We start from the raw sequence: 23314 nt of genomic DNA, 5'->3' as shown, positions 1-23314 counted from the left end.
GGGTACGACCTCCTGCGTGGGCAACGGACCAGAATGCATGAGGAGTTCGCCCTGTGCCAGCGCTTTTGCTGCTGCTGGATGAGGGTGCGATTCGCAAGTCCGCCTGCCCCCGCGGCGTCGGCCAGTACGCTCACTCCGTGGTCGGGACGACAGACGTACGCTCCGTGAGTTGTACGCGGGGCTTTACGCGGCCGTCGGCGGGGCGGTCTGAAAGAGGTGGGGAAGGTGAAGCGGGAGCGGGCCACCGCGTTGGTGGAGGACATGCTGCGGAGACTGGATGAGGGGACCGACTGGCCGCTGGCCCTGGTTGACGAAATCTACCTCTTCGGCTCCTACGCCCGTGGCGCCCTCCAGCCGCACGACGTGGACGTCGCGGTCGACGTCCGCCGCGATGAACGAATGAGCCAGCACGTCGTCGCGTGCCTCTTCTCCGGCCGCAACCCCTACAGCGAACTCCGCAGGCAGCTGGTCGGACGCAGCAGAGGCATCCAGCTCCAGTTCGACACCGCCCAACGTCGGCAGCTCGAGAGTGAGGGCGTGTCCATGCTGCCGGTGTGGCGCCGCGGCGACACCATTCAGTACGCCCTCCAGACTCTGCACGGCATCGAGCCGGATCCCGAAGCCGGCCGTGCACCGCGCGACGACATGATCGAAGAGTTCGAGGGCCTGGACCGTGCGATCCCCCGCCCGGTCCGCCACGACCTGATCACCTGGCGCGACACCGGCCAGATCAACATCTCCCGCGTCACCCTGCCCGACCAGCCCGCCGAACCCATCGACCGTGACATCGCCTTCGACCTACGCGCCCGCTGGGTGGAACACAGCCCGCTGCGCCGCGCTGCTCTCGCGGCCCTGCACCACCTCCAGGAGCAGGAGGTCGACTTCAGCGACGTCGAGTTGTCCGGCTACCGCCTGCCGACCCCCAGCCGTATGGCCGGCCGCCTCGAAGAGGCCCGCTGGTGGGTGAACTGGAAGTGGCAGCACTACCGGTCCATCCCGTACTGCCTGGCCAACGGCGACGGATGGCTCGAAGTCCTGACCCCCACCCGCACCCGCCCCCTGCACGCCCTGCTCCTCACCCCCGGCCCGACACCTGCCAGGATCTGAAGGGGAGGCCACCGGGGGCCGAATGCCTTGCGAGAGTGCGTTGCCGAGGATGAACGCTTCCGTAGGACGCCGCCACCCCTCGTCGACGACGGTCTCAACGATGTCGATTGGCAGCGGCAGCAACAGGAGGCCGACATCGTGCACCGCCTCCTGGGCCTGATTGGCTACGCCGCCAACCCGAGAAACATCGAGCTGACGGACCTGCCCGACCTGGCCGACGCGGTGTTCGATCTCTACAACGATTCACAGCAGGCCGCTACGCGTCAGCCGTGAGTCCTGGGTCGTGTGGGGCATCGTCGTTGAACGACCGTCTATGCGGGCCAGAACTGGAGGACGTGTTCCTCTACCTCGTACGCAGCGATCAGGAGGCGGCCCTTCCAGTGGTAGGGGGGTTCGAGGCCGGGTCGGTTGAACAGATGCTCTGGCGGCATGGGGTCTTGGAACATGTCGTCGGGGTCGGTGCCGGTGGTGAAGCTCGCCGGCGTATCGGTGGCGGTGCAGGTGAAGGTTTCGGTGTGGGTCCACTCTCCCGGCAGCGGCTCGGGTTCCTGGTCGTAGACGAGGAGGCTGATCTTGACCGGCTCCCACTCGCTGGATCCTGCGGTGATGGTGAGGCAGCTCTTGCTGTCGGTGGCGGTGATGCGGGTGTGGGAGGTCATGGAGGGCAGGGCGACGCCCTCGGGGTCTCCCATGTCGATGACGTAGAAGGCGTGGTTCAGGCTGGCCATTCCGGTGTACTCGTCTGTGGGCCGGATCGTTGTCATGGCCGGTTTCCTTCCGGGGCGGGGCAGGCCCCCTCACATACCGTGAGGGGGCCTGTAATTATGGACAGCCGTTGTTAACGGCCTGCCTGCACGTAGAACTTGTCTCCGGGCAGGACGTGGTAGCGGCCGAAGAAGGTGCGGAGGATGCCGCCCTGCTGGCGGTTCTCCTTCAGCGGCACCCACTTGATGGAACGGTTCGGCGGGTTGTAGGTGGTGCCGCCCTGCGTGGTTTCGGCGAAGGGGTACTCGTCGCAGGAGGGCTTGGTGCCGTCGTCGTGTGGGTCGACGGTCCACCAGATGTCGCCCGGCTTGGGGTGGACGCTGGGGCCGCAGACGGCCCTGCGGTTGGCGTCGGCCTGGTCCTTGGTGGCTCGGGTGAGCGGAACCCTGGAGCCGGGGTAGCCGATGTGGAGTCCGGCGTGCTGAACCTTGCGGATGTTGTCGCCGATCCCTGGCAGGTTGGCCATGTCGGACAGTTTGGTCCAGTCCTTCTCGACCGAGAGGGTGCCCGTGTAGACGCAGCCTGCGCCGTACTGGCGGTCCTCGTCGTCGCATCGGTACTTGAACCCGACGTAGGGGAATTCACCGCTCGTGTAGCCCGGCTTCTTGAAGTCGAACTCGTAGCGGGTTTGGCTGGTGCGCGGGTGGCCTGCGCTGACGGTGAAGGTGTGGTCCGCCGATCCGGTGTGGACGTGTCCGTTCAGGGTGAACGGGGAGGCAAGCCCGCCGCCCGCATGGACCTGGCAGCCGGATCCGCAGGAAGGGTGGAAGCTGGTGCTGATGCCGCCGGCGCTGCCGGTGAGGGTGGCCTTGCCGACGGTGATCTTCTCGGACCACTTGACCCTCTTGAGGTTCAGGTGGATCTCATGCCACACGGTGAACGAGGCGGTGCCGACAATGCGGCCGTTCCTCTTCACGTTGACCTTGATGGGCATGTGGTAGCAGTTCATCGTGCGGTTGACCGCAGTGGTGTAGGGGTCGGGGTACTTGCAGTACCCGGCGGGCTCGCCTGCCCGCGGAGTGACCGCGTTGGTCTTGAAGGTGTTGGCGGTGAAGTCGGACTTCACCGCGCCGGTGGTGACGGTGATCTCGTTCTTTCCGCTGGTTCCGCTGTGGGGGGCGGAGGCGGCGATGGTGCCGCTCGCGGCGAGCAACATGGCCGCGGCCGTAGTGATCAGCTTGCTGCTGGATTTCACTTGGTGGCGCACGAATCTCTCCCCGTGTTGGTCGATTCCGAGTGACGCCTGTGACAGGTCTGTCACTCGTGGTGATCACATCACAGGTCGAAACGTTCATGACAGGCAGCTCTGAGACGAACTGGCGTTCTATATCGGCCAGTTGGCAGTGGAGCACGAGGATGCACGGCTGGTGGGATGCCCGTGCCACGGCGGAGCGGAAGTTCGCGTTGTGGGTCTGCTCGTGGGGAACTCTGCCGGACGGGCGGTCACGCTCCGAGAACGCGCTGAGGCCGGGGAGCTGGTGAGGCGGACCGGTCCAGCGCGACCGACGCCCGACCGGGCCCGTGACCTTGGCGCGCAGGGTGCGTTATCCCGGCGACGCGTGTACGTGTTCCGGTGCCCCCGCGGCGGGACATGCGCGGTCGACGGCCCCGATACCGCCCGGCATCAGGGCCGCCTGCATGCCCGCGACCGGAGCGCAGACGCCCCTTCTCCATGGGGCGGGGTGGCGCTGCTGACGGTGCGGGCGCAGTCTCAGGGGCTGCTTCTCGTACGGCATTTCGCACTGGGCGTGGACTTGCCCTTCACTGCGGGCTCACCGTCCGTGTGCCCCTGGCAGGACACAGCGACGCTGCGCGATGACCGGGGTCGGTTCGTCGACGACGAGTCCTGGGGCCCACCACGACCGTGACGGTGGCCACCGCCACGGCGGGGACGACCGGCCCGGCGGGAATCGAGGGGTCCGGCAGACGCCGGGCCCCTCGACGTTCCCGTGCCTGCTGCGGCTTCGGCCGGCAGCCGGTCGGCTGCGTGGTCCCGTCCGGCGGTCACTCGTGTGGCCCGTCCGATGTGCCTGCCCGTCAGGTGGTCTCGTACGTTCGTGGTGCCCGGCTCTGACAGGACTGTCGGGTTCACGGCCCCGCGCCCGGTTCGCACGCCGCGTGGGGCCGTTCAACGTTCGGCGAGTAGCCAGCCGCGGCAGCGGATCGCCTGCGACGGCGGCACCGACACGGAAGTCTCTTGGAGACGCACCTGTTGGACATGCCAAGTTAGCCCCCATCGAAGGGGCGTAGCTCACAGGCCAGAGCACCGGTCTCCAAATCCGGATGCCGCAGGTTCGATTCCTGCCGCCCCTGCCGCCCGTAGACCGGAGCCCCCGGCGGGCTCCAGCGCGGGCCTGGGCTGACGGTCGGCAGGACAGGGGCGGGTGCCCCCTCCGCCTGGTGGTTGGGCCTTCAGAATGCGCTGGATGGCGCGGCACGTGAGGATCGCTGCAGCCCGGACGCTGATCCGCTTACTCATCCCGCCAGTTGTTCGCTGCTCCGTTCAAGGCCAGGCTCAATCGACCTCCGGTCATTACGGCGTCTCGAGGGTCGATTTGGGGCACTGAGCCTGTGTTTCGGGCGCAACCGCGCCCGAAGGCCCGGCGACAACTCCCTCGACCGGCGGCCTCGCCCAGACCCAACGGCAAGTCGGGCGGCAACTCTCGAACCGCTCCGATACCAGCCCCAAACGTTGCATGTCCGTGATCAAGATCACTGGGTGATGGGGGAACCTCTGTCTGTCCCCCCTGTTCACAGGGACTTCACGGGATTTACAGTCTCGCTTCACTGATCAACTTCTGGCTCGAGCCGGTCGCGTCTGCTGTGCGGCGCGGCTGGTTCGGCCTGGTCGGTGTGTTCTGTATCGGGCTGCCGGTGTCCGGGTGTGTGCGCGGGGGCTGGTGTGGGGTGGGAGTTGTGATGGCTGCTCGGCGTGCGCGCTTGCTTTCCGTCGGTGTGGCGGGTGCGGTGCTGGCGGGTCTGTTGTCCACCGTGTCGGTGGTGTCGCCGCAGGCGGCGGCCGCTGCTGGGGATGATCCGACGCCGGTGGTGCCCCTCGCAGTCGCTGGGGACGGTTCCGGCGCAGCAGGCGGAGGAGGCGGGCAAGGCGCTGCCGGCGCCGAAGTGGCCGGAGGCTGCCGAGGCGACGGTGGACCTGTCGCAGGCGGCGCCCGGTGACCCGGGCACGGTGACTGCGCAGCCGTCTGTGTCGGCCAGTGGCGATTCCACCGAGGTCGCCGATGTGGTCGAGGTTGCGCCCGTTGCCGACGAGCCCGGTGCGACCGCGCAGTTGTCCCGTACACAGCTCGCGGACGAGGACACCCCTTCCCCCGCCCCGAGCACTTCGGACAGTGCGGAGGCGACCGCCTCGCCCTCTGCGGCTGCCTCTGCCAGCGAGGAAGCGAGTGCGACCGCGAGTGCGTTGCCGCAGCCGTCGGATTCGGCGTCGACGCCGCCCGGTGGTGAGACGCAGACGGTGTCGCCGGACCAGGTTGATGTCCGTGTGCTGGACCGTCAGGACGTGGCTGCGGCCGGTGGTGTCGGTCTGGGCCTGCAGGTCACACGTACGGACGGTGTGGACTCGCCGGGTCAGGTGCAGGTGGCCATCGACTACTCGGGTTTCAAGTACGCCTACGGTGGTGACTTCGCGTCCCGGCTGCGGCTGGTGAAGCTGCCGGCGTGCGCGCTGCAGACGCCCGAGGCCGAGGGCTGCACGGACCGCGAGTTCGTGCCGGTGGACAATGACACCGCGAAGGGCACGCTGACCGCGACGGTTCAGGCCGAGCCGGACACCGACGGCCTGTCCACTCAGCTGGACAGCGGCTCCAGTTCCGTCTACGCGGTGAGCACCGGGTCGTCGTCGGACAAGGGCGACTACCGCGCCTCCACCCTGTCCCCGACCGGTTCGTGGGACGTGTCGACCGGCTCGGGGGCCTTCACCTACAGCCTTCCGGTGAGTCTGCCTGCGCCGGCGATGGGGTCGGCGCCGTCGCTGGCGCTGTCGTACAACTCGCAGTCGGTGGACGGGCGCACCTCGGCGACGAACAACCAGGCGTCCTGGGTCGGTATGGGCTGGGACCTGGGAGTCGGATACATCGAGCGCCGCTACCGCAACTGCTCCGACGACGGGCTGAAGGCGATCGGCGACATGTGCTGGGACTCGCCGAACACCAGCGAGGAGCCGGACGGCGCTGTCTATGTCATCAGCCTCAACGGCGTCGCCTCGACGCTGGTGCAGGACAACAACGGTACCGGCTCATATCACGTGCAGGACGACCCGGGCTGGCGGGTGCAGCACCTGACCGGCGGTCACGGAGCGGACGACGAGTACTGGGTGATCTCCACCCAGGACGGGCAGCGCTACTACTTCGGCTGGGGCCGCTCGGAGCGCACCAGGGACGCGACGGCGTCGGTGTTCACCGAGCCGGTGGTCGGCAACGATGTGGGTGAGCCGTGCCACGACCAGTTTCCCGAGCCGTGCACGCAGGCCTGGCGGTGGAACCTCGACCGGACGGTGGATGCGAACGAGGTCGAGTCCGTCTACTTCTACGACAAGGAGTACAACTACTACCGGTCCGTCGCCAACACCGACAAGGCCCGCAAGTACACCGCGAGCGGCTACCTGACTGCGATCGAGTACGGCTGGCCGACGCAGATCCCGTACTCCAAGCCGACCGGCAGGGTCGAGCTCACCCATGTGGGCCGGTGCGTGGAGCGCATGACGGACGCGGATCCGCTGCGCGGCGAGCCGCGCGCCTGCCCGTCGATCGCCTCCACCCCCTCCTCGTACCCGGACGTGCCGGTCGACCTGATGTGTGACGGTTCGTCGGCGGACTACTACTGTGCGGGCAAGACGTACTACCCGTCGTTCTTCAGCACGGACATGCTGTGGGACATCAAGACGTACGTGCTGAACACCAGCGCCAACGGCTGGGATCTGGTGCAGCAGTACCAGACCAAGCACGGCCTGCCCAACCCCGACGGGTCGATCGGCAAGACGCTGTGGCTGGACTATGTGCAGCGCGAGGCATACGGGACGGGCGAGAACGTCATCCTGCCGGTCATCAACTTCAACGGCACCGACCTGGACAACAAGGTCGGCTCGACCGAGCTGAACTTCCGCCGTATCAGCACCATCCACGGCGATCTCGGCGCCACCACCACCGTCACCTACGGCTCCCCGAACTTCTGCAGTTCGACCGACCTGCCCACCGAGTCCACGAACACCAAGGACTGCTTCTGGCAGAAGTGGACCCCGGAGGGAGAGACCGAGGCGCACAAGGGCTGGTTCAAGAAGTTCCTGGTCATGAACGTGACCGTCGACCCGACGGTCACCAGCAACCAGGACGGCGCCCCGGAGATGACCACCAGTTACGACTACCAGGGAGGAGCCGGCTGGCGCTTCACCAACGATCCCCTCGTCGCCGACGACGACGAATCCTGGTCGGAATGGCGCGGCTACCAGCGCGTCGAAGTCACCACCGGCAGCGGCAGCGTCAAGCACTCCACCTTCCACTGGCTCTACCGCGGCCTGGACGGCGACCGCACCTCGAAGTCCGACCCGTCCCAGACCCGGTCCGTGTCGGTCACCGACGGCGAAGGCACCTCCTACACCGACTCGCCCTGGCTGCAGGGTCGCACCATCGAAACCTCCAGCCGCGACGACGCCGGCACCTCCCACGAGCACGTCTTCCACCACTATTGGACCCACAACACCGCCCACTACAACGGACTGCCCGACGCCCGCTTCGTCCGCGAGGACGAGACCACCACCGAGACGAAGATCTCCACCGGCTGGCGCACCCACATCGTCCAGAACGAATACGAAGACGCCGTCGACGCCTCGGCCGTCTACGGCTTGCCGCTACGCACGGACGACCAGGGCGAAAAGGGCGTCGCCGACAACCGGTGCACCACCTACGGCCGCGCCTACAACAAGGACCTGTACGACGGAAACAGCATTCAGCGCTGGACGGTCCTGACTGACGAAACCCGCCACTACGACACCGACGGAGGCAGCTGCGCCAGCCGCTCTGCAGCGAACCAGGACGGCTACAGCGTCACCCTCTACGACAACGCCACCTCGGTGGACGGCAACAAACCCGTCGACGGCAACCCCACCGAACTGCGCACCTACCCCACCTCCAGCTCCACCGACTTCCAGTCGGTCAAGTTCGGCTACGACGGCGCGGGCCGGGCGATCTGGACCGAGGACGCAAACACCAACCGCACCACCACCACCTACAACCCGGACAACACCTGGCCGCTGGACGGCATCACCACGACCACACCCGACCCCGACGGCCTCGCCGCCGCACGCGGCCCGCTCACCACCACCGTGTGGAAGTCGCGGTTCTGGGGCGTTCCCTACCAGACCAAGGACGCCAACGGGAATATCACCAAGGTCACCCTGGACGCCGCCGGCCGCGCCGTTGAGGTGTGGAAGCCCACCGAGACCGGCAGTTCGCCGTCGATGAAGTTCAGCTACACGGTTCCCACCACCACCAGTGGCGGCGTTCCGGACTCGGTCGACGGCTACCCGTTTGTAGGCACCTCCACGCTGCAGTCCGACAGCACCTACCTGTCCTCCTACGCGTACAGCGACGGCCTCGGCCGCGCCCGGGAAACCCAGACCCCGCTGCCGTACGGCACCGACTCCAGCGGAGCGGAGGTCCCCAACCGGCAGGTTGCGGTGACCCGCTACGACTCGGCCGGCAACGTCACCGGCAGCTCGGCGGTCTTCCGCAGCGAGGGCACCGCCGGCGTGGGCGGTCCGGTCAGCCCCAAGGTCGAGGACCTGCCCTCCTACACCGACCTGACTCTCGACTGGGCCGGACGCACCACGATGTCCCAGCTCCTTTACGGCGACGGAACCACCGCACAGCACCGCCCCGAAGGCGAGGTGCACACGGCGTACTACGGCGACTACACCACCGTCACCCCGGCCGTTGCTGCCCCCACCGACACCTACACGGACGTGTTCGGCCAGACCTCCAAGGTCGTCGAGCACAACGGCACCTCAACCTTCACCACCCAGTACGCCTACACCGCCAACGGCAAGCTGAAGCAGATCACCGACCCGCGCGGCAACACCACCCTCTACACCTACGACTGGGCCGGAAACCGCACCAAGGTCGACGACCCCGACGCCGGCGTCTCCACCACGACCTACGACAACAACGGCCGCATCAGCACGGTCAAGAGCAACATCAACCCGACCACGGGATGGGCCCAGACGACCCTGACCTTCGGCTACGACGTCCTCGGCCGCAAGACGTCCGTCAAGAGCGGTTCCACTGAACTCGCCGCCTGGACCTGGGACGGGCTGGGCGTGACCGGCGGCAAGGGCAAGATCACGGCCACGACCAGCCACGACGCCGACGGCAACACCTACACCGTCAGCACCGGCAAATTCGACAGCCGCGGACGCCCGCTCGACACCACCGTCAGCATCCCCGCCAACGTCAACGGCCTGGCCGGCAACTACACCACCAAATACGCCTACGACGCCGCCGACCACATCACCTCGGTGACCTACCCCGTTGCGGGCGGCCTCCCCGAGGAAACCGTCAACACCACCTACACCACCTACGGCCAGCCCCGCAGCCTCGCTTCCGACACCGACACCTACGTCAAGACAACGGTCTACGACTCCTACGGCCTGCTCACCGACCGCTACTACGGCGCCCCCAGCCCCGGCGGCATGAGCGGCGTCACCGCACAGCGCAGCTACAGCTACGCCTACGCCGGTGGCACCCGCTGGATGACCGGTATCTCCACGACCACCACCGTCGACTGGTACACGGCGGAAAAGCAGCAGGACTCCTACACCTACGACAACGACGGCGAGATCACCCAGATTCGGGAAGAGGCCACCGGCCAGACCGCACAGTCGCAGTGCTTCCGCTACGACGACCAGGGCCGCCTGACCAACGCCTACACTCGCACCCGATCCATCGGCGTGTGCGACTGGGACCCCAACGCCGACTTCGGAGGCGAGGCCCCCTACCAGACGGCCTACACCTACGACCGCCTCGGCAACCTCCAGTCCACCACCGACACCGACGCCACCGGCAAGGCCACCACCCGCGACTACCTCTACCCCGGCTACAACGACGCCGGCACCTGGACCACCGCCAACGCCGACTGGCCGCACGGCGTCCGCAAGATCAACACCGTCAGCGCTGGCACCACCACGGGAACCGAATCCTTCGCCTACGACGACGCCGGGCAGATGACCCAGCACGTCGAACCCGGCAAGACAGCCGACTACACCTGGACGAAGCTCGGTCAGCTCGCCACTGCCAAGACCACCGATTCCGGCGGCAGCAAGCTCACCCGCTACACCTACGGCGCGGACGGGACCCTCCTGGTTCGCACCACCCCGCAGGAGACCGTCGCCTACCTCGGCGGCATGGAACTGCGCACCACCGACGGCACCACCGCCACCGCCAGCCGCTACTACACCTGCGGCACCTCCACCGTGGCGATACGCACCACCACCGGCAACACCACCGTCGGCGGCAAACTCACCTACCTGATGGCCGACACGCAGGCCTCCACTCAGCTCGCCGTGGACGCCACCACCGGTGTTTCAACCCGACGCCGCTACACCCCCTTCGGCGACGAACGCAGCGGCGCCCTGCCCGCCGGCACCAGCAAGGGCTTCCTGGGCAAGACCGAGGACACAAGCACCGGCCTCTCCCTCCTCGGCGCCCGTGCGTACGACCCCCGCCTCGGCCGCTTCCTCATCACCGACCCACTCAGCACCCCTTACGACCCGCAGAACCTCTCCGGTTACAGCTACAGCCGCAACGATCCCATCAACTACGCCGACCCCTCCGGGCTGTATTACGTGGATCAAAACGGCGAGAAATGCGGCCACCCGGAACAATGTGAGCATCAAACAAGCGGAGGCAGCGGAACCGCAGACCCGACGACCGACACTGACACAGGGACGGGGACCAACGACTGCTGGCCGCTCTATACCTGCCCGCAGCCAACCGGAAATACCATCAGCAACCTGGGCGATCCTGGACCGGAAGCACCGGATATCCCCAGCTTCTTCAGCCGCCTTGTCGACAGCCTCGCTGACTATTGGCGTGAACTGAATAAGCCGAGTTGCCCTCCACCCGTAATGTGTGAGCCGGCGGGAGGGACGTTTGAGATCGGCCCCTTTGAGGGGTTGGGGAAGCGTCCTGTGCCCGATTCGGTACGCGGCCGCGGGGGCATCGTATTGACCGACATCGAAGGACTTAAGGCGGCGAAGGCAGCAAGAAGCAAATTTGATACCCCTGGCGGCACAAATGGTGCTCTCTTCGTTGAAGGGTACGACGAACCTATTCCGCTTTCTTCGGGAGCTAATAATGTTCCGAAGGAAATGATACGGCCGCTGGGATCCAACACGTCAAACTTTCATCACGTTGAAAGTCAATCAGCAGCCCTCATGCACGCTGCCGGCTGGAAAAACGCGCATCTCTACATCGATCAAGACTACATATGTGGGCGATGCTTCGATCACCTCGACCGAATGCTGCCGAAGGGTGCAACGCTGAAGGTGACCTATCGCAACAGTGAGGGTCAGATTGTGACGGAGCCATTTCCCAGGGGCTAGCTGCAAGGTGTGATCTCTGCGCTTCCCCGGACGGTGTTGTCCGGGGAAGTGTCAATAATCCTCCTGTACTGGGTTCGACGGTCAGTACCAGTCAATTCCTGGAATTTCATCTAGGTAGGCAAGTGCGGAGGCAGATATGGCGCCCACCTGCACCTCGCTGTAGCCCGGCCTATTTCCCCAAGGGGCCTGGTCTTCCATTGCGGGTCCGATGTCTGCAATCAGTGTTTCACTCAAGAAGATGCAGTGCCCAGGGCGCGGCCATTGCCATCCAGCGAATGCAACCTCTGTCATCGGTGCGACAATGTCAGCTAGTTGCTGATTGTCTACCAATTCGCATGATCTTCTGTTCGGTGCATTATGTGCGGCTTCATTCATGGCGTTGTGAACCAGGAATTCTGACAGGTTCTCCCCAAGTTTGACCCACTCTCCGTAAAGTTCTCCCTCGTATACATCCATGGGACTTGCCGGATCGAAAGCCCAAATCGCGGTTCCGGGGTCGGTCATGAAGATGGCCTTGCCGTCCCGTACTTTGATCTCTTCGGTTGAAAAGAGACGCTTGAGCCGCACAAGAGGAGTGGACCACTGCGCTTCGATTTCGAACCATGATTGCAAGGGTGCAGGCAATTGCGGATGCTTAGCTGCTGGAGTTGTGAACCTTCGATCCGGAGGTCCGTACCACTTGGTGATGAATTGGTGCAATTCGATGCTGGAGGGATCAATCATGCGGCAATTATGGCATACTTGCTATGGACCCTACGGTACTGGGCAGGCTAATAAGGGCGGTGAGTCAACAATTCGGCACGCCGCGTGCTCAATGAACCCTCCTCGGCAATGCCTGGCGGCGTGGGTGGTGCGCTTTGACCGAGCTTGAGCAGGCTCGCGGACGACCGGCTGGACGACGCCACCTGACTCTCCGCCCTGAAGCAGGCCGCTATCACGACTCCGCACGCTCGGTCGCCCTTGCCCATCGCACACGGCATGCGCGCGGCGATCTTCGTCTTTCCCAGGGGCCTGGGCGGGCGCTCCGCAGTTACACCCATTCGATGCCGAGTTCGGTGAGTGCGGTCCGTTGGGGTTCGGTGAGTCTGTCGCGGCGGGTGCGTGTGTTGCTCATGAATACGCCCAGCCGTACGGGTACCGACGTGCTCGGTCCCCGGCCGGGACTCTCCACGGCGACTGTCTCGGTATGTGTTCGGGGCACGCGGTGATGGCCTTCGCGGGCGATGAACTGCGAGAGTGCGGCAACACCCCTTTGGAAGGCTGCCGAGGGCCTCCTGTCAGCCTTCCCGTGCGCCTTGGCTGTCGGGGGCGGTGCTAGCCGTTGTGTGGCTGCGATGCCGAGGGCGGTCAGTCGTTGCTGCTGTTCCTCGGATAGTTCGGTCCAGTTGCGGCGTTGCCTCTGGAGCCACGCACCGAGATCATCCCCGTCGTACATCACGCCGGGGTTGATGTCGGGCAGCCGGCCGCCGGGCTCGTCGGCTGCCAGGGCGGCGAGGATGCGGTGGTGGCGTTGCCAGTCCAGTGGCCAGGGGCAGTTCCAGTCGGTGTCGATGGCGGTGAGCTGTGCGGCCCGGGTCTGGGCGCGCTCAGGGTTTTTGCCCAGTCCGTGGGGTCGGCGGAGGTTGGCGATGAGCTGGCCGATGGGGACGCTGGTGCCGTCCGGTCCGTCGGGGTCGGGGCCTTCCCACAGGGCGTCCTGTCGTGGGGCGAGGTGTCCGTGGGCGTGGTGGTAGGAGCGCAGGAGGGCGAGCCGGTTTTCCCATGCTTCTTCGCCGGGTTCCCAGACCATGCCTTCGACGTCGAGCTGCTGGATCCGGTGGGCGTCGAGGTCTCCCGTGCGGCGGGCTTTGCGTTGCTGGTGGACCCACCTGCCGAGTGGGTACGAGTCGGTCACTCCGACTGCGACTTCGGTGTCATACGGGACGGCGTACAGGCCGGTGATGCCGTGCTCGGCGCGCCAGCGCCTGAGAGCCTGGAATCCTTCGAGCCACACGCGTGATTCGGGTCGGTAGACGCGGGTGCGGAGGAACGCGGCGATGGTCGCCGCGTCGCGGGCGCTGGAGAAGTGCAGCAGCGCCGACTGCTTTCCGCCTCTGGTCTCGTCGACCGGTCCCTCACCCTCGACGCCGGCGGTGGTGGCGATGATGCGGCCATCGGCGTCGCGCTGGACGTGGACTTTGCGCCGGCCGCTGGTGGAGGCAGGGGAGGCGAGGTCTTCGACGAGGTGTTCGGAGTGCGAGCGCAGGCCCTGGAGCACCGCCACAAGAGGGCGGAACGAGGCGCTGGCGACCATGTCCTGCGGGTCCTCGCCGGGCTGGAGGAAGACGGGCACGATGATCCTGGCCACCTTGGTCGTGCCGTCCGTCTTCGGGCGCAGGGCGCGGCCGATGTTCTGGACGATGTCGACCTGTGAGCCGCGGGTGTCGGCGAAGCAGATGGCTTCCACGCCGCGTTCGCCGACGATGTCGACGCCTTCCCCCAGGACCCGGACGGAGGCGAGGAAGGCGCGGTGCACCCGGCGTCCCGCACCGTTGATGCCGTTGGCGAACTGGTGGATGGTTTCGCGGCGTTCGGCGACGAGGTGGTCGCCGCACAGCCACGCCGACCACACCCGCTGCGGCGGCACATGCCGGGCTTCGTCGAGGTCGTAGAAGCGGGCGTCGATCGAGGACGGCGGCATCTGCTCCGCCGCGGCCAGGGCGTGGTCGGGCACCTCCGCCTCATACAGCTCGGCGGCCGTCTTCGGCAGGCTGTCCGCGAACGCCGCAGCTTCCTCGACCCGGTGATGAAACGTCATGACGGTGCGCAGGTTGTGCTGCGCTGCGTGCTCGAGCAACGCGGTCTGCAGCAGCGCCAGACGCCGGCCACGCACCGCCTCCTCCGCTCCCTCCAAGGCCTCGGCAACTGGGTCGGGGTCGTGGATCTCGAGGACGTCGATTTCGAAGGGGGCGAGGATGCCCCGCTCGATCGCTTCCGACAGCCCCAGCTCGTAGATCCACTTCCCGTAGGGCCCGTCGGGGGCGGAGGTCATGGAGGCGATCTCCAGCTCCTGGCCGTCTGCGCCGCGTACGGGCTGGGGGGAGGCGAGGATGCGGGGGGTGGCGGTCATGTACAGCCGGAAGTCGGCCGGGATCCGGGCCTGGTCGTGGATTGCCGACCACGGCCGGCCGATCTCCCCGGCCGTACGGTGCGCCTCGTCGATCACGGCGAGGTCGAAGCCGTCCATCCGCTGCCCGTACAGCCGCGAACCGCCCGCCAGAGCCGTCTCCAGCGGCCCCGGCAGCATTGCCTGGCCTGTGGGGTCGTCAGGGTCGTTCCGGTCCACCAGCGAGGCGTATGTCGCCAGGACGACCACTGGCCCGGATCCGGCCCATAGTGCGAGCTGGATCGCATTGGTAGTTGTGGGCACCTCGAGTGCGTCCAGGACGGCGTCGCCCTCCAGGGAGCACACCGCGACCATCGGCCCGAGGTGGCCGACCCGGCGCCAGGCCTGGGCGGTCTGCACGAGCAGGTCGAGGGTGGGCACCATCACCAGGATCCGCCCGCCGCGAAACCACTCGAGCGCGGCCGCAGCGGCCGTGATGGTCTTCCCCGACCCGGTCGCGGACACCAGCGTGGCCCGCCGCCCCTCCTCGCGGACCGGTGATCGCGCGGGGAAGCCCGTCCAGGTGCGGATCCGCGCGACCGCGTCCACCTGGTGCTCCCGCAGCTGAATCCTCGGCATAGGGAAATTCTCCCAGACCACATCCCGCCTGCCCCGGGACACCAGGTCCTGCGTGCAGCGGAGTCCGCCTGCTTCCTGTGGGGGTGTGGCACGGCTGCGGCAGACTGCTGAACGGGATCGTCGAGCCGACTGCCGTGTCAGCGGCGCCGCCCCCACCTCCAGCGTCGTATGCGTGCGGCCGCAGCTTCAGCCAACGCCGGGTTCTCTCGTGACCCGGGTCCGGCAGCGGCGGCACGTGTCTCTGGTCAGGGTTTCCTGCCCCTGTCGTTAGGCGCTTTCGTCTTGGGGTGGGGCCTTGGGCGGCTGTGCGGGGAGCATGTTGCGGACGGCTTCGGCCTGGCTGTGCTGTCCGAGCATGGTGAGGATGTCGGATTGCAGTTGTAGTGCCATGTGGTAGTTGGCGGTGAACACGTCGGATGCCTCGGCAGCCAGGTCCTCGTACAGGTGCGTGCCTTCTTCGGCCATCTCCAGTGCTGCGGGGAGATCTTGTCGTCCGTTGCGCCGGACCCAGGCTGAGAGGCACAGGGTGCGGGCGAGTTCGGGTCTGTTGACATGGGGGTCGGCTGCGGCGAGTTGGCGGCGTATCTCGACCGCCTGTCCGGCGATCTCCAGGGCGAGCGCGTGCTGGCCCTGTTCCGAGTGGGCGGCTGCCAGGCTGGACAGCGCCATGGCGAGGTGATGGGGATCGCGGGCCTGGCGGAAGTAGTCCGCTGCCGCGGCGTGGTCGTCGATGGCTTCAGCGAAGCGTTCGACGTGCTGGAGGGCGTCGCCGCGGTTGTGCCGGGCCGTGGCCTCGCCGTGCTGGTCGCGTGCCTCGCGGAGGCTGGTGATGGCTGTCCCGTAGCAGCTGATGGCTTCTTCAAACTGTCCGGATTCCCGGAGGGCGGCACCGAGGTTGATCAGAACCCTGGCTTTGCCGACCTGGTCACCAATGGCCTCCGTGAGGCGGACGGCTTGACGCAGGGCGGGGATGGCCCTGTCAGGGCGGGATATCTCGCGCCAGACGGCGCCGAGATTGGTCAGGGCACGTGCGTGGCCGGCGAGGTCCTGGATCGCGTCGAAGACTGAGGCAGCTTCGGCGTGGGCGCCGATGCTTGCCTCGTACTGATGCATCTCGCGCCACGCAGCTCCCAGTGCGTCCAGGGCCATGGCCCGTGCACTGCGATCACGGGTTGAGGCGAAGGTGTCGACGGCCTGCTGCAGGTACATGACCGCCTGGTCGAATTGCCGCAGGTCTCGGTGGGCCATGCCGAGATGGGTGAACGCCTGTGCTGTGCTGCGCTCGTCGCCGGCCCTGTGAAAGATGTCCAGCGCGATCACCGTGACGGTGATCCAGTCTGCGAGGAAGCGATACTGTTGGAGGTACGCGGCCAGACTGAAGGCGAGACTGGTTGCTGTGGATTCGGCACCGATTTCGGAAGCCATGATGACGGTGGCAACCAGGTTGAGCCGCTCCTCCTCGAGCCACGTGAGCGCCTGTTGACGGTCCTGGAAGAGAGAGGACGGCGTCGCGTCCGCGCTCGCTGTGAGGTGGGAGTTGGCGGCAGCAGCCTGGGTCCGGTAGTGCCGCAGGAGCCGCTCGAGGGCAGTGGTGCGGTCGTTGGCTCCGTCTTGATCGATTTCTGAGGCGTAGAGGCGCACCAGGTCGTGCATGCGCCAGCGGCCCCACACGCCGCCGGACGGTTCGACCAGGTGGGCGCGCTGGAGATCCTGAAGGATGTCCTCGGTGAGGGACAGATCCAGGCCGGCCAGTGCCGCGGAGCCTTCCGTGGAGAGGTCGGGGCCGGGGTTGAGCGGGAACAGCCGGAACAGCATGGCCTGGGCATCAGGAAGCTGCTGATAGGACACGTCGAAGGCGGCGCGTACGGCGCGGTCTTCCCGGCTCAGGCGGTCCAGGCGGCGGTGCGCGTCGCCGAGGGACCTGGCCAGCGAAGCGAGCGGTCGCGTGGGTGCGTCGGCGGCGATGGCGCCGCAGATCTGCAGCGCGAGCGGCAAATTCCCGCACAGCTCAGCTAGCTGCCGGGCCGGTCCGGGTTCGTCGTCGACCCGGGTGTCGGTGTCGTCGCGGGCCTGCAGCAGGATGCTGCGCAGCAGGTCGACCGAGTCGGCCGGGTCGAGTACGGACAGGTCGATGAGGCGTGCCCCGGTGCTGGCATCCAGGGTGTGGCGGGAGGTGACGATCAGCCGGTGTTCACGGCGCGCGGGGATCAGTGAGCGGATCTGCTGCGTACCGGAGGCATCGTCCGCGATGATCAGGACAGGACGGTTCTGGTCAGCGCGGCGGGAGAGCTCGGCTTGGTAGGCGGCGGACTGCTCGTCCGCGGTTGCCGGCAGCTCCTCGGGCGCATCGCGCAGTGCGCGCAGCAGGGTGAGAACTGCTTGGTCCGAAGTAATAGCGTTGTCCGGCCGGTAGCCGTGCAGGGAGAGGAACAGCACTCCGCCGGGGAACCATCCCAGAGCCGCAGCCTGGTGTGCGACGTGCAGCGCCAGAGCGGTCTTGCCGCTGCCGGCCAGCCCGGCCACCGCCGCTGCCGAGGGGCCTGACTGCGCGGGATCAAGCAGTGTCAGCAGCTGCTCTGCTTCTCTGACGCGGCCGCTGAATACCGCCGGCGCCGGGGGCAGCGAAACCGCAGTCGCCGCTGCGCGGGATTGGTGACCGGGCGCGGTGCCGGTCAGCAGCAGAGTGCGAAGGATGGCGATGGCAGCTGCAGCTGCGTTGCGGGCGGCCTTCGGCTGAGATCCTTCAGCGTCGGTTCGGCTCTTGTCTGCGCCGCCCTTGTCACTGATCCCGCGGATGATGAGGGCATCGAGGCGACCGGCGAGGTGAGCGGCGTGCGTGACACCCGCGCCTTCCATTTCGTACGCAGCAGCGTCGTTGTAGTTCAGGTACAGGCGGCGGGCAAAGTCCGACTCCGCATCGGCGAGCAGGACATCCCCGACAGCGATCGGCTTGAGGTGGACCGGGTATCCCGTATCGCGCAGAGCATGGCGGGCAGCCTGCTCCAGGCTGTGCGAGGCACGCCAGGCCTCGGGACGTGCCCGGAAGCCCTCGGGTGTCTGCTTGCCGCCGTGGACGGCATACACCTTCGTCGCGACCACCACGTCACCGATGCCGATGTCGTCCTTGAGCCCGGCGGCGATGCCGACGAAGAGCAGCACGTCCGGGCGCAGCCAGGTGTTGAGACGCTCGGTCAGAGTGGCGGAGTTGAGGGTTCCCTCGCCGATCTCCGCCAGCACGATGTGCCAGGGTGTCCCCGCGAGCCGACCGCGTTCCGCACGCGTGCCCCAAGGGTGCACAAGCGACTCGGCGCAGCTGAGGTACGGCCGCACAGCACTGGACTCCAGCGGAAGCGCCGTGACGATCAATGCAGTCCCATCCGCTGCCACGAACCCACCTCGATACGTACATGCCACAGCCCCTGAGCCGACGAATACACGATAGGGCGCCGATAGTGGCAAATTAAGCTGTTCGCCCATAGCTCAGGATTCCGGGCGCGTGACCGGCAGTTGAGTTCTCGCCCCTGGGCCCTGCCGGCGCACAGTGGGACGACCGCGCAACACAGAATGCCTGCGGTTCGGGGGTTGATCGGCGAGGGGGCTGGGCGGATTGGCGCCGCCTGGGAGGTGGAGGCCCCGGTGGACACGCACCTTCCACAGTCGTGGCCACCGGAGCCGTCCGGCGTGAGATCTGCTTGCGCGGCCGTCTTCACACAACCAATCAAGAGAGCTCCCCTGGAGGGTACCGCCCCTAGAGACCTTCGTGGATACAGGCCGGTCTGTGATCAATGCCGCGTTCTGAAGGACTCATGCCTGCCAGAGCACGCCGAATACGGCGGGTATGGATCTTGAGAGACGAGAGGCGCCGGCGACTGGGAAGGCACATCGGCGATCATCAAGCCAAGCGATGCAAAGAAATCAGACCACGCATAAACGGGCATCAGGGATTCTTCTGCACTTATCCCCTGCAAATTCCGGCCTGAATTGATGGCTCGCTCCTGAGGAACTATCCGCATCTTTCTCGACGCGCCCATCGGGGGAGAAGACTGAATCGTCGGCCGCGAAGGGAGCAAGTGGTCCGTCAGGAAGGCTGCCTGCGCGCCGCATTCGGTGCGTCCTCCGGCAACGAGTCCTGTTCCACCGGGTCTTCGTACCCGGATGCGCGTACCGTGGTCCGCCCCGGATACACGGGTCGGGTGCACGAACCGGTTGTGTGCCCTCCCGGGCACTACTATCCGGGGAGACCTACATTGCGGTCCCAACGACACCTTCCACGTCTGCAACACCGGGGCCGTCCGGCGTGATCTAGGCCGTCTTCACACACCTGCACACCTGATCGAGAGCTTGAGGAACCAGTGACCAGTACATCCGTCTCCCAAGTCGAACCTCCAGGCGAAGACCCTGTGCTCCGCCAGATCGCGGAGATGCTCGCTGATGCTGATCAGCGCCCTGAGCTGGAGCGTTTCGTACAGAGTGCGCTCCAGGCCGCACCTCGGACACCGGGGTGCCCTGAGTGTGCCCAGCGTAAGAGTGCGGCGGTCCGCGCCAAGAACAAGATCATCACTGCGGTGCAGGCCGTTCTGGGGGTCGGCGCCGTGGTGCTGGGTGGCACAGGAGTCGTGCTCCTGGTCGTTGGTCAGTCCCTGGCGGCCGGCGCGGCGGGAGGGCTGGCCGGCCTTGCGTGCTCGGGCATCCTGGTGCTTCACAAGCTGCGACCGAAGAACTGACCCTTTGACCTGCGAGTTTGGGGAGGGCACCGCGCGGCGGTGTCCTCCCCAAGGCGTGAGGACGGCCGGTTCGCGGTCTCCCACCGGTTCGCGCCGACGGCGCACAGGCGCTGCAATCTCGCCCGCATCCGCTGCTATGTGTATGAGGGCCCCGACCAGAGCTGGCGTGAGCCGCCGCAGGCCGTGCGCGCAGGGATGTTGCCGCGGGCCGTACAACGGATCGCCAGGCACGTGATTGGACACAGACTGCGGGACATGCGGCTCGACCTACACGGCAGAGAGCCGCAACTGTCCGGCGTGGACCACTTTTGTCCGGTACGTCATTGCCGCCGCAGGCCGCGAGTGAGCGGCTCGGCACTGGAGCTGGTCAACGCGGCCCTGTACCTGCGCCGTCCGCTCCTGGTCACTGGTAGTCCTGGCGCGGGCAAGAGCACGCTCGCCCATTCCGTGGCGTACGAGCTGGGTCTCGACCGAGTGCTGCGCTGGCCGTTCGTGAGCCGCTCCACTCTCCTGGACGGCCCGTACCGCTACGACGCCGTCGCCCGACTGCAGGACCTCCAGACCACGGCGCAGGGCGGCCGAGGCGCTGCGGCCAGCAGTCCCAGGGCCTGGGGCGAAGTACCGCGCCGCAACGCGCGCTTCACCGGCCGCGACGACCGACTCACCGAACTCCATCAGCGTGGCTTCGACGCCGAGTGTGGCGCGCGTGCGGCATGTCCGGCGTCGGCAAGACCCAGCTCGCTGCCGAGTACGTACACCGCTTCAGTACCGACTACGCCGTGCTCTGTGGGGGCAGCACGGCGACTGCAATGTCCAGCGCGACCGTCGCCATCCCCGGCTTCCTGACCTCCGAGCGCACCCACCGTGCCGAGCTCACCTCCCGAACCAGTTCAGCGTCAAGGCCGCCGGGTGTCTCCCTGGACGGCGATCGTGCTGCGAACGACCGCCATCGCCTCGACCGTCGACGCCGCAGCAGTCACGACCCAACGGGAGCTGTGCACCATGGACGCCGAGGACGATCCGGTCGCCGTGTACGACGCCCTGGCCGCGCTCTTCGCCCCCCGTCCACTCAGCTTCGCGGTGATGGAGACGGACGGAACGTTCGAGCAGGTGGACTTCTTGAAGACCGCTTGCGACGGCGCGGCATCGACGGGGGAGCGAGGCCTGCGTCCAGGCCCTTGCCGTGCACGGTCTTCGGGATGTCGTAGATGGAGCGGGCGTCGGGGCAGGCGACCACGGCGGCCTCGTCGACGTCGCACATCAGCGAGATCTTGCGCTTGATCGCGGTGGGCACCTCGCGGTCGCAGCGCAGGACGATGGCGTCCGGCTGGATGCCGATGTTGCGCAGGGCGGCGACCGAGTGCTGGGTGGGCTTGGTCTTCAGTTCGCCGGAGGGGCCGATGTAGGGCAGCAGCGAGATGTGCACGACGAAGACCGGAGTGGTTGCTGTCGAAGCTCATCCGCATCGAAGCGGGCACGTTCAGTCTGTCCGTCACGGACCTGCGGGCGTTGCTCCAGGAGTACGGGGGCACGGACCCGGACGTCGTCGCCGATCTGGAAGAAGCGGCCCGGGCAGCAAGGGGGCAGTCGTGGTGGTCGGGTTACAACGACGTCATCGGTCAGCCATTCGCCCAGTACCTGGGCTACGAGAGCGCGGCGAGCGACATCCGCGGCTACCACCCGAGCCTCATCCCGGGTCACCTGCAGACCGCGGACTACGTCAACGCCCTCTTCGACGGGCAGCCCATGTCCCAAATCCCAGCAGCGCATTGACCTGCGCTTGGCTCGGCAGGAGCGGGTCTTCCGGGACGGCGGCCCGCACGCCGAGATGATTCTGGACGAGGCGGTCCTGCGCCGCCAGGTGAGGGGACCGGCGGCCATGCGCCGTTGACTGTTCTTTCTCAAGGAGCTGATGGCCGAACGAGGGGCCACGCTCGGGACGCTGCCCTTTACAGCCGGCACACACGACAGCCTGGCCAGCAGCTTCTTCCTGCTGGGCTTCCGGGACGACGAGGACGTGCTCTATGTGGCGGGATCGGGAGGCACGTTCACGATTCGGAACGACCGTGAGCTCGTCGCCCGGTATCTGGAGTCTTCAGCCACCGCCCAGGCCGGCGCGTTCGAACTGTGCCTGGGCGATCGGAAAGTCGCTGACCACCTACGCCGACTTCACGGTGGCCCCGGGTGACCGGATCGCGTTCACGATCTCGTGGCAGCCCTCGCACAAGGAGCCGCCGCCGCTGCCGGAGCCGGAGACCTCGCTGGAGGCGACCGAGGAGTTCTGGCGCGAGTGGGTCGAGCACTGTACGTACCACGGCCCGTACCGCGAGGCGGTGATCCGCTCCCTGATCACCCTCAAGGCGCTGACGTACGCCCCGACCGGCGGCATCGTCGCCGCGCCCACCACCTCCCTGCCCGAGGACATCGGCGGCGTCCGCAACTGGGACTACCGCTACACCTGGCTGCGCGACGCGGCGATCACCCATCGGCAGCTACATCCGGCTCGGCCCGCTCGGTACCGCCCTGTTGCCCTCCGACACCCCGCGCGTGCTGCTCATCGACGAGCTCGACAAGAGCGACATGGATCTGCCCAACGACCTGCTGAACGTGCTGGAGGAGGGCGAGTTCGAGATCCCCGAGCTGGAGCGCCTCGCCGACTGGCTGCCGGGCGGTGAGCCACAAGGGAAGAAGCGCTGCGAAGTGAACGATTGTTAGCGGCTGTCGTGGGGCACACGTTGGGCATGGCGCCGGTGCGTGCGACCCGCATTGCCATGGTGAGACCCCATCAGGCAGGAGTCGGAGACCTGGTATTTCGCGCCGTAGCGTCCGGACCCGCGCCTGTGCGATGGTCTGCTGCAGGGACGTAACAGGGCGGTGCTCCGCATCTGAACCCTTTTGCCGGGCGGGCGCCGAAATTAACTCAGGGTGCCCGCCCGCCTTGTTTTGCGAATTTCCGATGGGCCGTGTACGAGCCTTCCAACGATACGCTTATTTTTGCCGTTTCTACATGCTGCATCAAGAGTGAGGCAAACCGAAGCCGCCTCACCCCGCGCTCGCCCGCACAAGGTGACCGCCTTCGGCCCGTCACCTTGGCTACTTGACCGACCGTCTTCTTTCTGCTGGTGCGGGCCCGAAGGGCCCTTGTGCGGGGGAGCGGAGCGGACCCGCTTGAGGCCTGGAGCGCAGCGGAGGGCCGTGCGGGGCTTTGCTCCGCTGCTCCGGGAGCGGAGCGGACGGAGCGTCAACCCGGGTGCGAAGCACCCGGGTTGTGCGTGGCCGCAGCGCCACGCCAGCGCTCACGCGGAGCGTGAGCGCAACCCCCGCGCGCAGCGCGGGGGTTCGCTTGCATCGCGCGCAGCGCGATGTGACCCGCTCCGCGGG

At 67.0% G+C, this 23314-nt stretch carries 10 protein-coding genes, 1 tRNA gene and 6 pseudogenes; 11 read left to right on the top strand and 6 right to left on the bottom strand.

Annotated elements, in window-relative coordinates; genetic code table 11:
* The first annotated feature begins 225 nt into the window (after nt 1–225).
* Together ACFY1J_RS44930 and ACFY1J_RS44925 are read left to right on the top strand one after the other, a co-directional pair.
* Nucleotides 226–1107, top strand: a complete 882-nt coding sequence (locus ACFY1J_RS44930) for a nucleotidyltransferase domain-containing protein (protein ID WP_390713104.1) — start codon at nt 226–228, stop codon at nt 1105–1107.
* A 27-nt stretch (nt 1108–1134) separates the two neighbouring features.
* A complete protein-coding gene (locus ACFY1J_RS44925; RefSeq protein WP_390733236.1) occupies nt 1135–1380 on the top strand; it encodes a hypothetical protein in 246 nt (81 codons plus the stop codon).
* A gap of 38 nt (nt 1381–1418) precedes the next feature.
* On the opposite strand, the gene ACFY1J_RS44920 is transcribed toward ACFY1J_RS44925, so the two are convergent.
* Nucleotides 1419–1871, bottom strand: a complete 453-nt coding sequence (locus tag ACFY1J_RS44920) for a hypothetical protein (protein WP_390713102.1) — start codon at nt 1869–1871, stop codon at nt 1419–1421.
* Nucleotides 1872–1945: 74 nt separating this feature from the next.
* A complete protein-coding gene (locus tag ACFY1J_RS44915) occupies nt 1946–3079 on the bottom strand; it encodes a NucA/NucB deoxyribonuclease domain-containing protein (protein WP_390713101.1) in 1134 nt (377 codons plus the stop codon).
* A 1033-nt stretch (nt 3080–4112) separates the two neighbouring features.
* On the opposite strand from ACFY1J_RS44915, the gene ACFY1J_RS44910 reads away from it, so the two are divergent.
* Together ACFY1J_RS44910 and ACFY1J_RS44905 are read left to right on the top strand one after the other, a co-directional pair.
* Nucleotides 4113–4185, top strand: a tRNA-Trp gene (locus ACFY1J_RS44910).
* Nucleotides 4186–4903: 718 nt separating this feature from the next.
* Complete coding sequence (locus ACFY1J_RS44905) at nt 4904–11485, top strand: RHS repeat-associated core domain-containing protein (protein WP_390733235.1); 6582 nt, start codon at nt 4904–4906, stop codon at nt 11483–11485.
* An 81-nt stretch (nt 11486–11566) separates the two neighbouring features.
* Here the strand turns inward: ACFY1J_RS44905 and ACFY1J_RS44900 are convergent, their stop codons facing one another.
* The 3 genes from ACFY1J_RS44900 to ACFY1J_RS44890 all read right to left on the bottom strand — a co-directional run bounded on the left by ACFY1J_RS44900 (nt 11567) and on the right by ACFY1J_RS44890 (nt 18686).
* Nucleotides 11567–12208: a hypothetical protein gene (locus ACFY1J_RS44900; protein ID WP_390713099.1), complete on the bottom strand. Its 642-nt coding sequence runs from the start codon at nt 12206–12208 to the stop codon at nt 11567–11569.
* 307 nt (nt 12209–12515) lie between these two features.
* A complete protein-coding gene (locus ACFY1J_RS44895; RefSeq protein WP_390713098.1) occupies nt 12516–15209 on the bottom strand; it encodes a Helicase associated domain protein in 2694 nt (897 codons plus the stop codon).
* Nucleotides 15210–15476: 267 nt separating this feature from the next.
* A complete protein-coding gene (locus tag ACFY1J_RS44890) occupies nt 15477–18686 on the bottom strand; it encodes a tetratricopeptide repeat protein (RefSeq protein ID WP_390733234.1) in 3210 nt (1069 codons plus the stop codon).
* A gap of 923 nt (nt 18687–19609) precedes the next feature.
* On the opposite strand from ACFY1J_RS44890, the gene ACFY1J_RS44885 reads away from it, so the two are divergent.
* The 3 genes and pseudogenes from ACFY1J_RS44885 to ACFY1J_RS44875 all read left to right on the top strand — a co-directional run.
* Nucleotides 19610–19933, top strand: a complete 324-nt coding sequence (locus ACFY1J_RS44885; RefSeq protein ID WP_390713370.1) for a hypothetical protein — start codon at nt 19610–19612, stop codon at nt 19931–19933.
* A 357-nt stretch (nt 19934–20290) separates the two neighbouring features.
* A pseudogene (locus tag ACFY1J_RS44880) lies at nt 20291–20542 on the top strand (AAA family ATPase); the annotation flags it as partial.
* Nucleotides 20543–20841: 299 nt separating this feature from the next.
* A pseudogene (locus tag ACFY1J_RS44875) lies at nt 20842–21088 on the top strand (hypothetical protein); the annotation flags it as partial.
* Nucleotides 21089–21098: 10 nt separating this feature from the next.
* On the opposite strand, the pseudogene ACFY1J_RS44870 reads toward ACFY1J_RS44875, so the two are convergent.
* Nucleotides 21099–21368: pseudogene (locus ACFY1J_RS44870) on the bottom strand (CTP synthase); the annotation flags it as partial.
* Nucleotides 21369–21376: 8 nt separating this feature from the next.
* Between ACFY1J_RS44870 and ACFY1J_RS44865 the strand changes: the two are divergent.
* The 4 genes and pseudogenes from ACFY1J_RS44865 to ACFY1J_RS44850 form a co-directional block, all read left to right on the top strand.
* Nucleotides 21377–21706, top strand: a complete 330-nt coding sequence (locus tag ACFY1J_RS44865) for a Scr1 family TA system antitoxin-like transcriptional regulator (protein WP_390713369.1) — start codon at nt 21377–21379, stop codon at nt 21704–21706.
* A 7-nt stretch (nt 21707–21713) separates the two neighbouring features.
* Nucleotides 21714–22121: pseudogene (locus ACFY1J_RS44860) on the top strand (Scr1 family TA system antitoxin-like transcriptional regulator).
* Nucleotides 22075–22423, top strand: a pseudogene (locus ACFY1J_RS44855) (glycoside hydrolase family 15 protein); the annotation flags it as partial. The pseudogenes ACFY1J_RS44860 and ACFY1J_RS44855, both read left to right, overlap by 47 nt.
* Nucleotides 22418–22609: pseudogene (locus ACFY1J_RS44850) on the top strand (MoxR family ATPase); the annotation flags it as partial. The pseudogenes ACFY1J_RS44855 and ACFY1J_RS44850, both read left to right, overlap by 6 nt.
* Between the last annotated feature and the right edge of the window lie 705 nt (nt 22610–23314).

This window comes from Streptomyces sp. NPDC001406 (genome assembly GCF_042895285.1).
Lineage (GTDB): Bacteria > Actinomycetota > Actinomycetes > Streptomycetales > Streptomycetaceae > Streptomyces.
This window is presented reverse-complemented; position numbering and strand designations above follow the sequence as displayed.

Excerpts from the sequence above, each read along its gene's own strand:
- ACFY1J_RS44920 (WP_390713102.1), bottom strand. The coding sequence starts at position 1,871 with ATGACAACGATCCGGCCCACAGACGAGTACACCGGAATGGCCAGCCTG.
- ACFY1J_RS44905 (WP_390733235.1), top strand. The coding sequence starts at position 4,904 with ATGATCCGACGCCGGTGGTGCCCCTCGCAGTCGCTGGGGACGGTTCCG.
- ACFY1J_RS44900 (WP_390713099.1), bottom strand. The coding sequence starts at position 12,208 with ATGATTGATCCCTCCAGCATCGAATTGCACCAATTCATCACCAAGTGG.
- ACFY1J_RS44895 (WP_390713098.1), bottom strand. The coding sequence starts at position 15,209 with ATGCCGAGGATTCAGCTGCGGGAGCACCAGGTGGACGCGGTCGCGCGG.
- ACFY1J_RS44890 (WP_390733234.1), bottom strand. The coding sequence starts at position 18,686 with ATGGGCGAACAGCTTAATTTGCCACTATCGGCGCCCTATCGTGTATTC.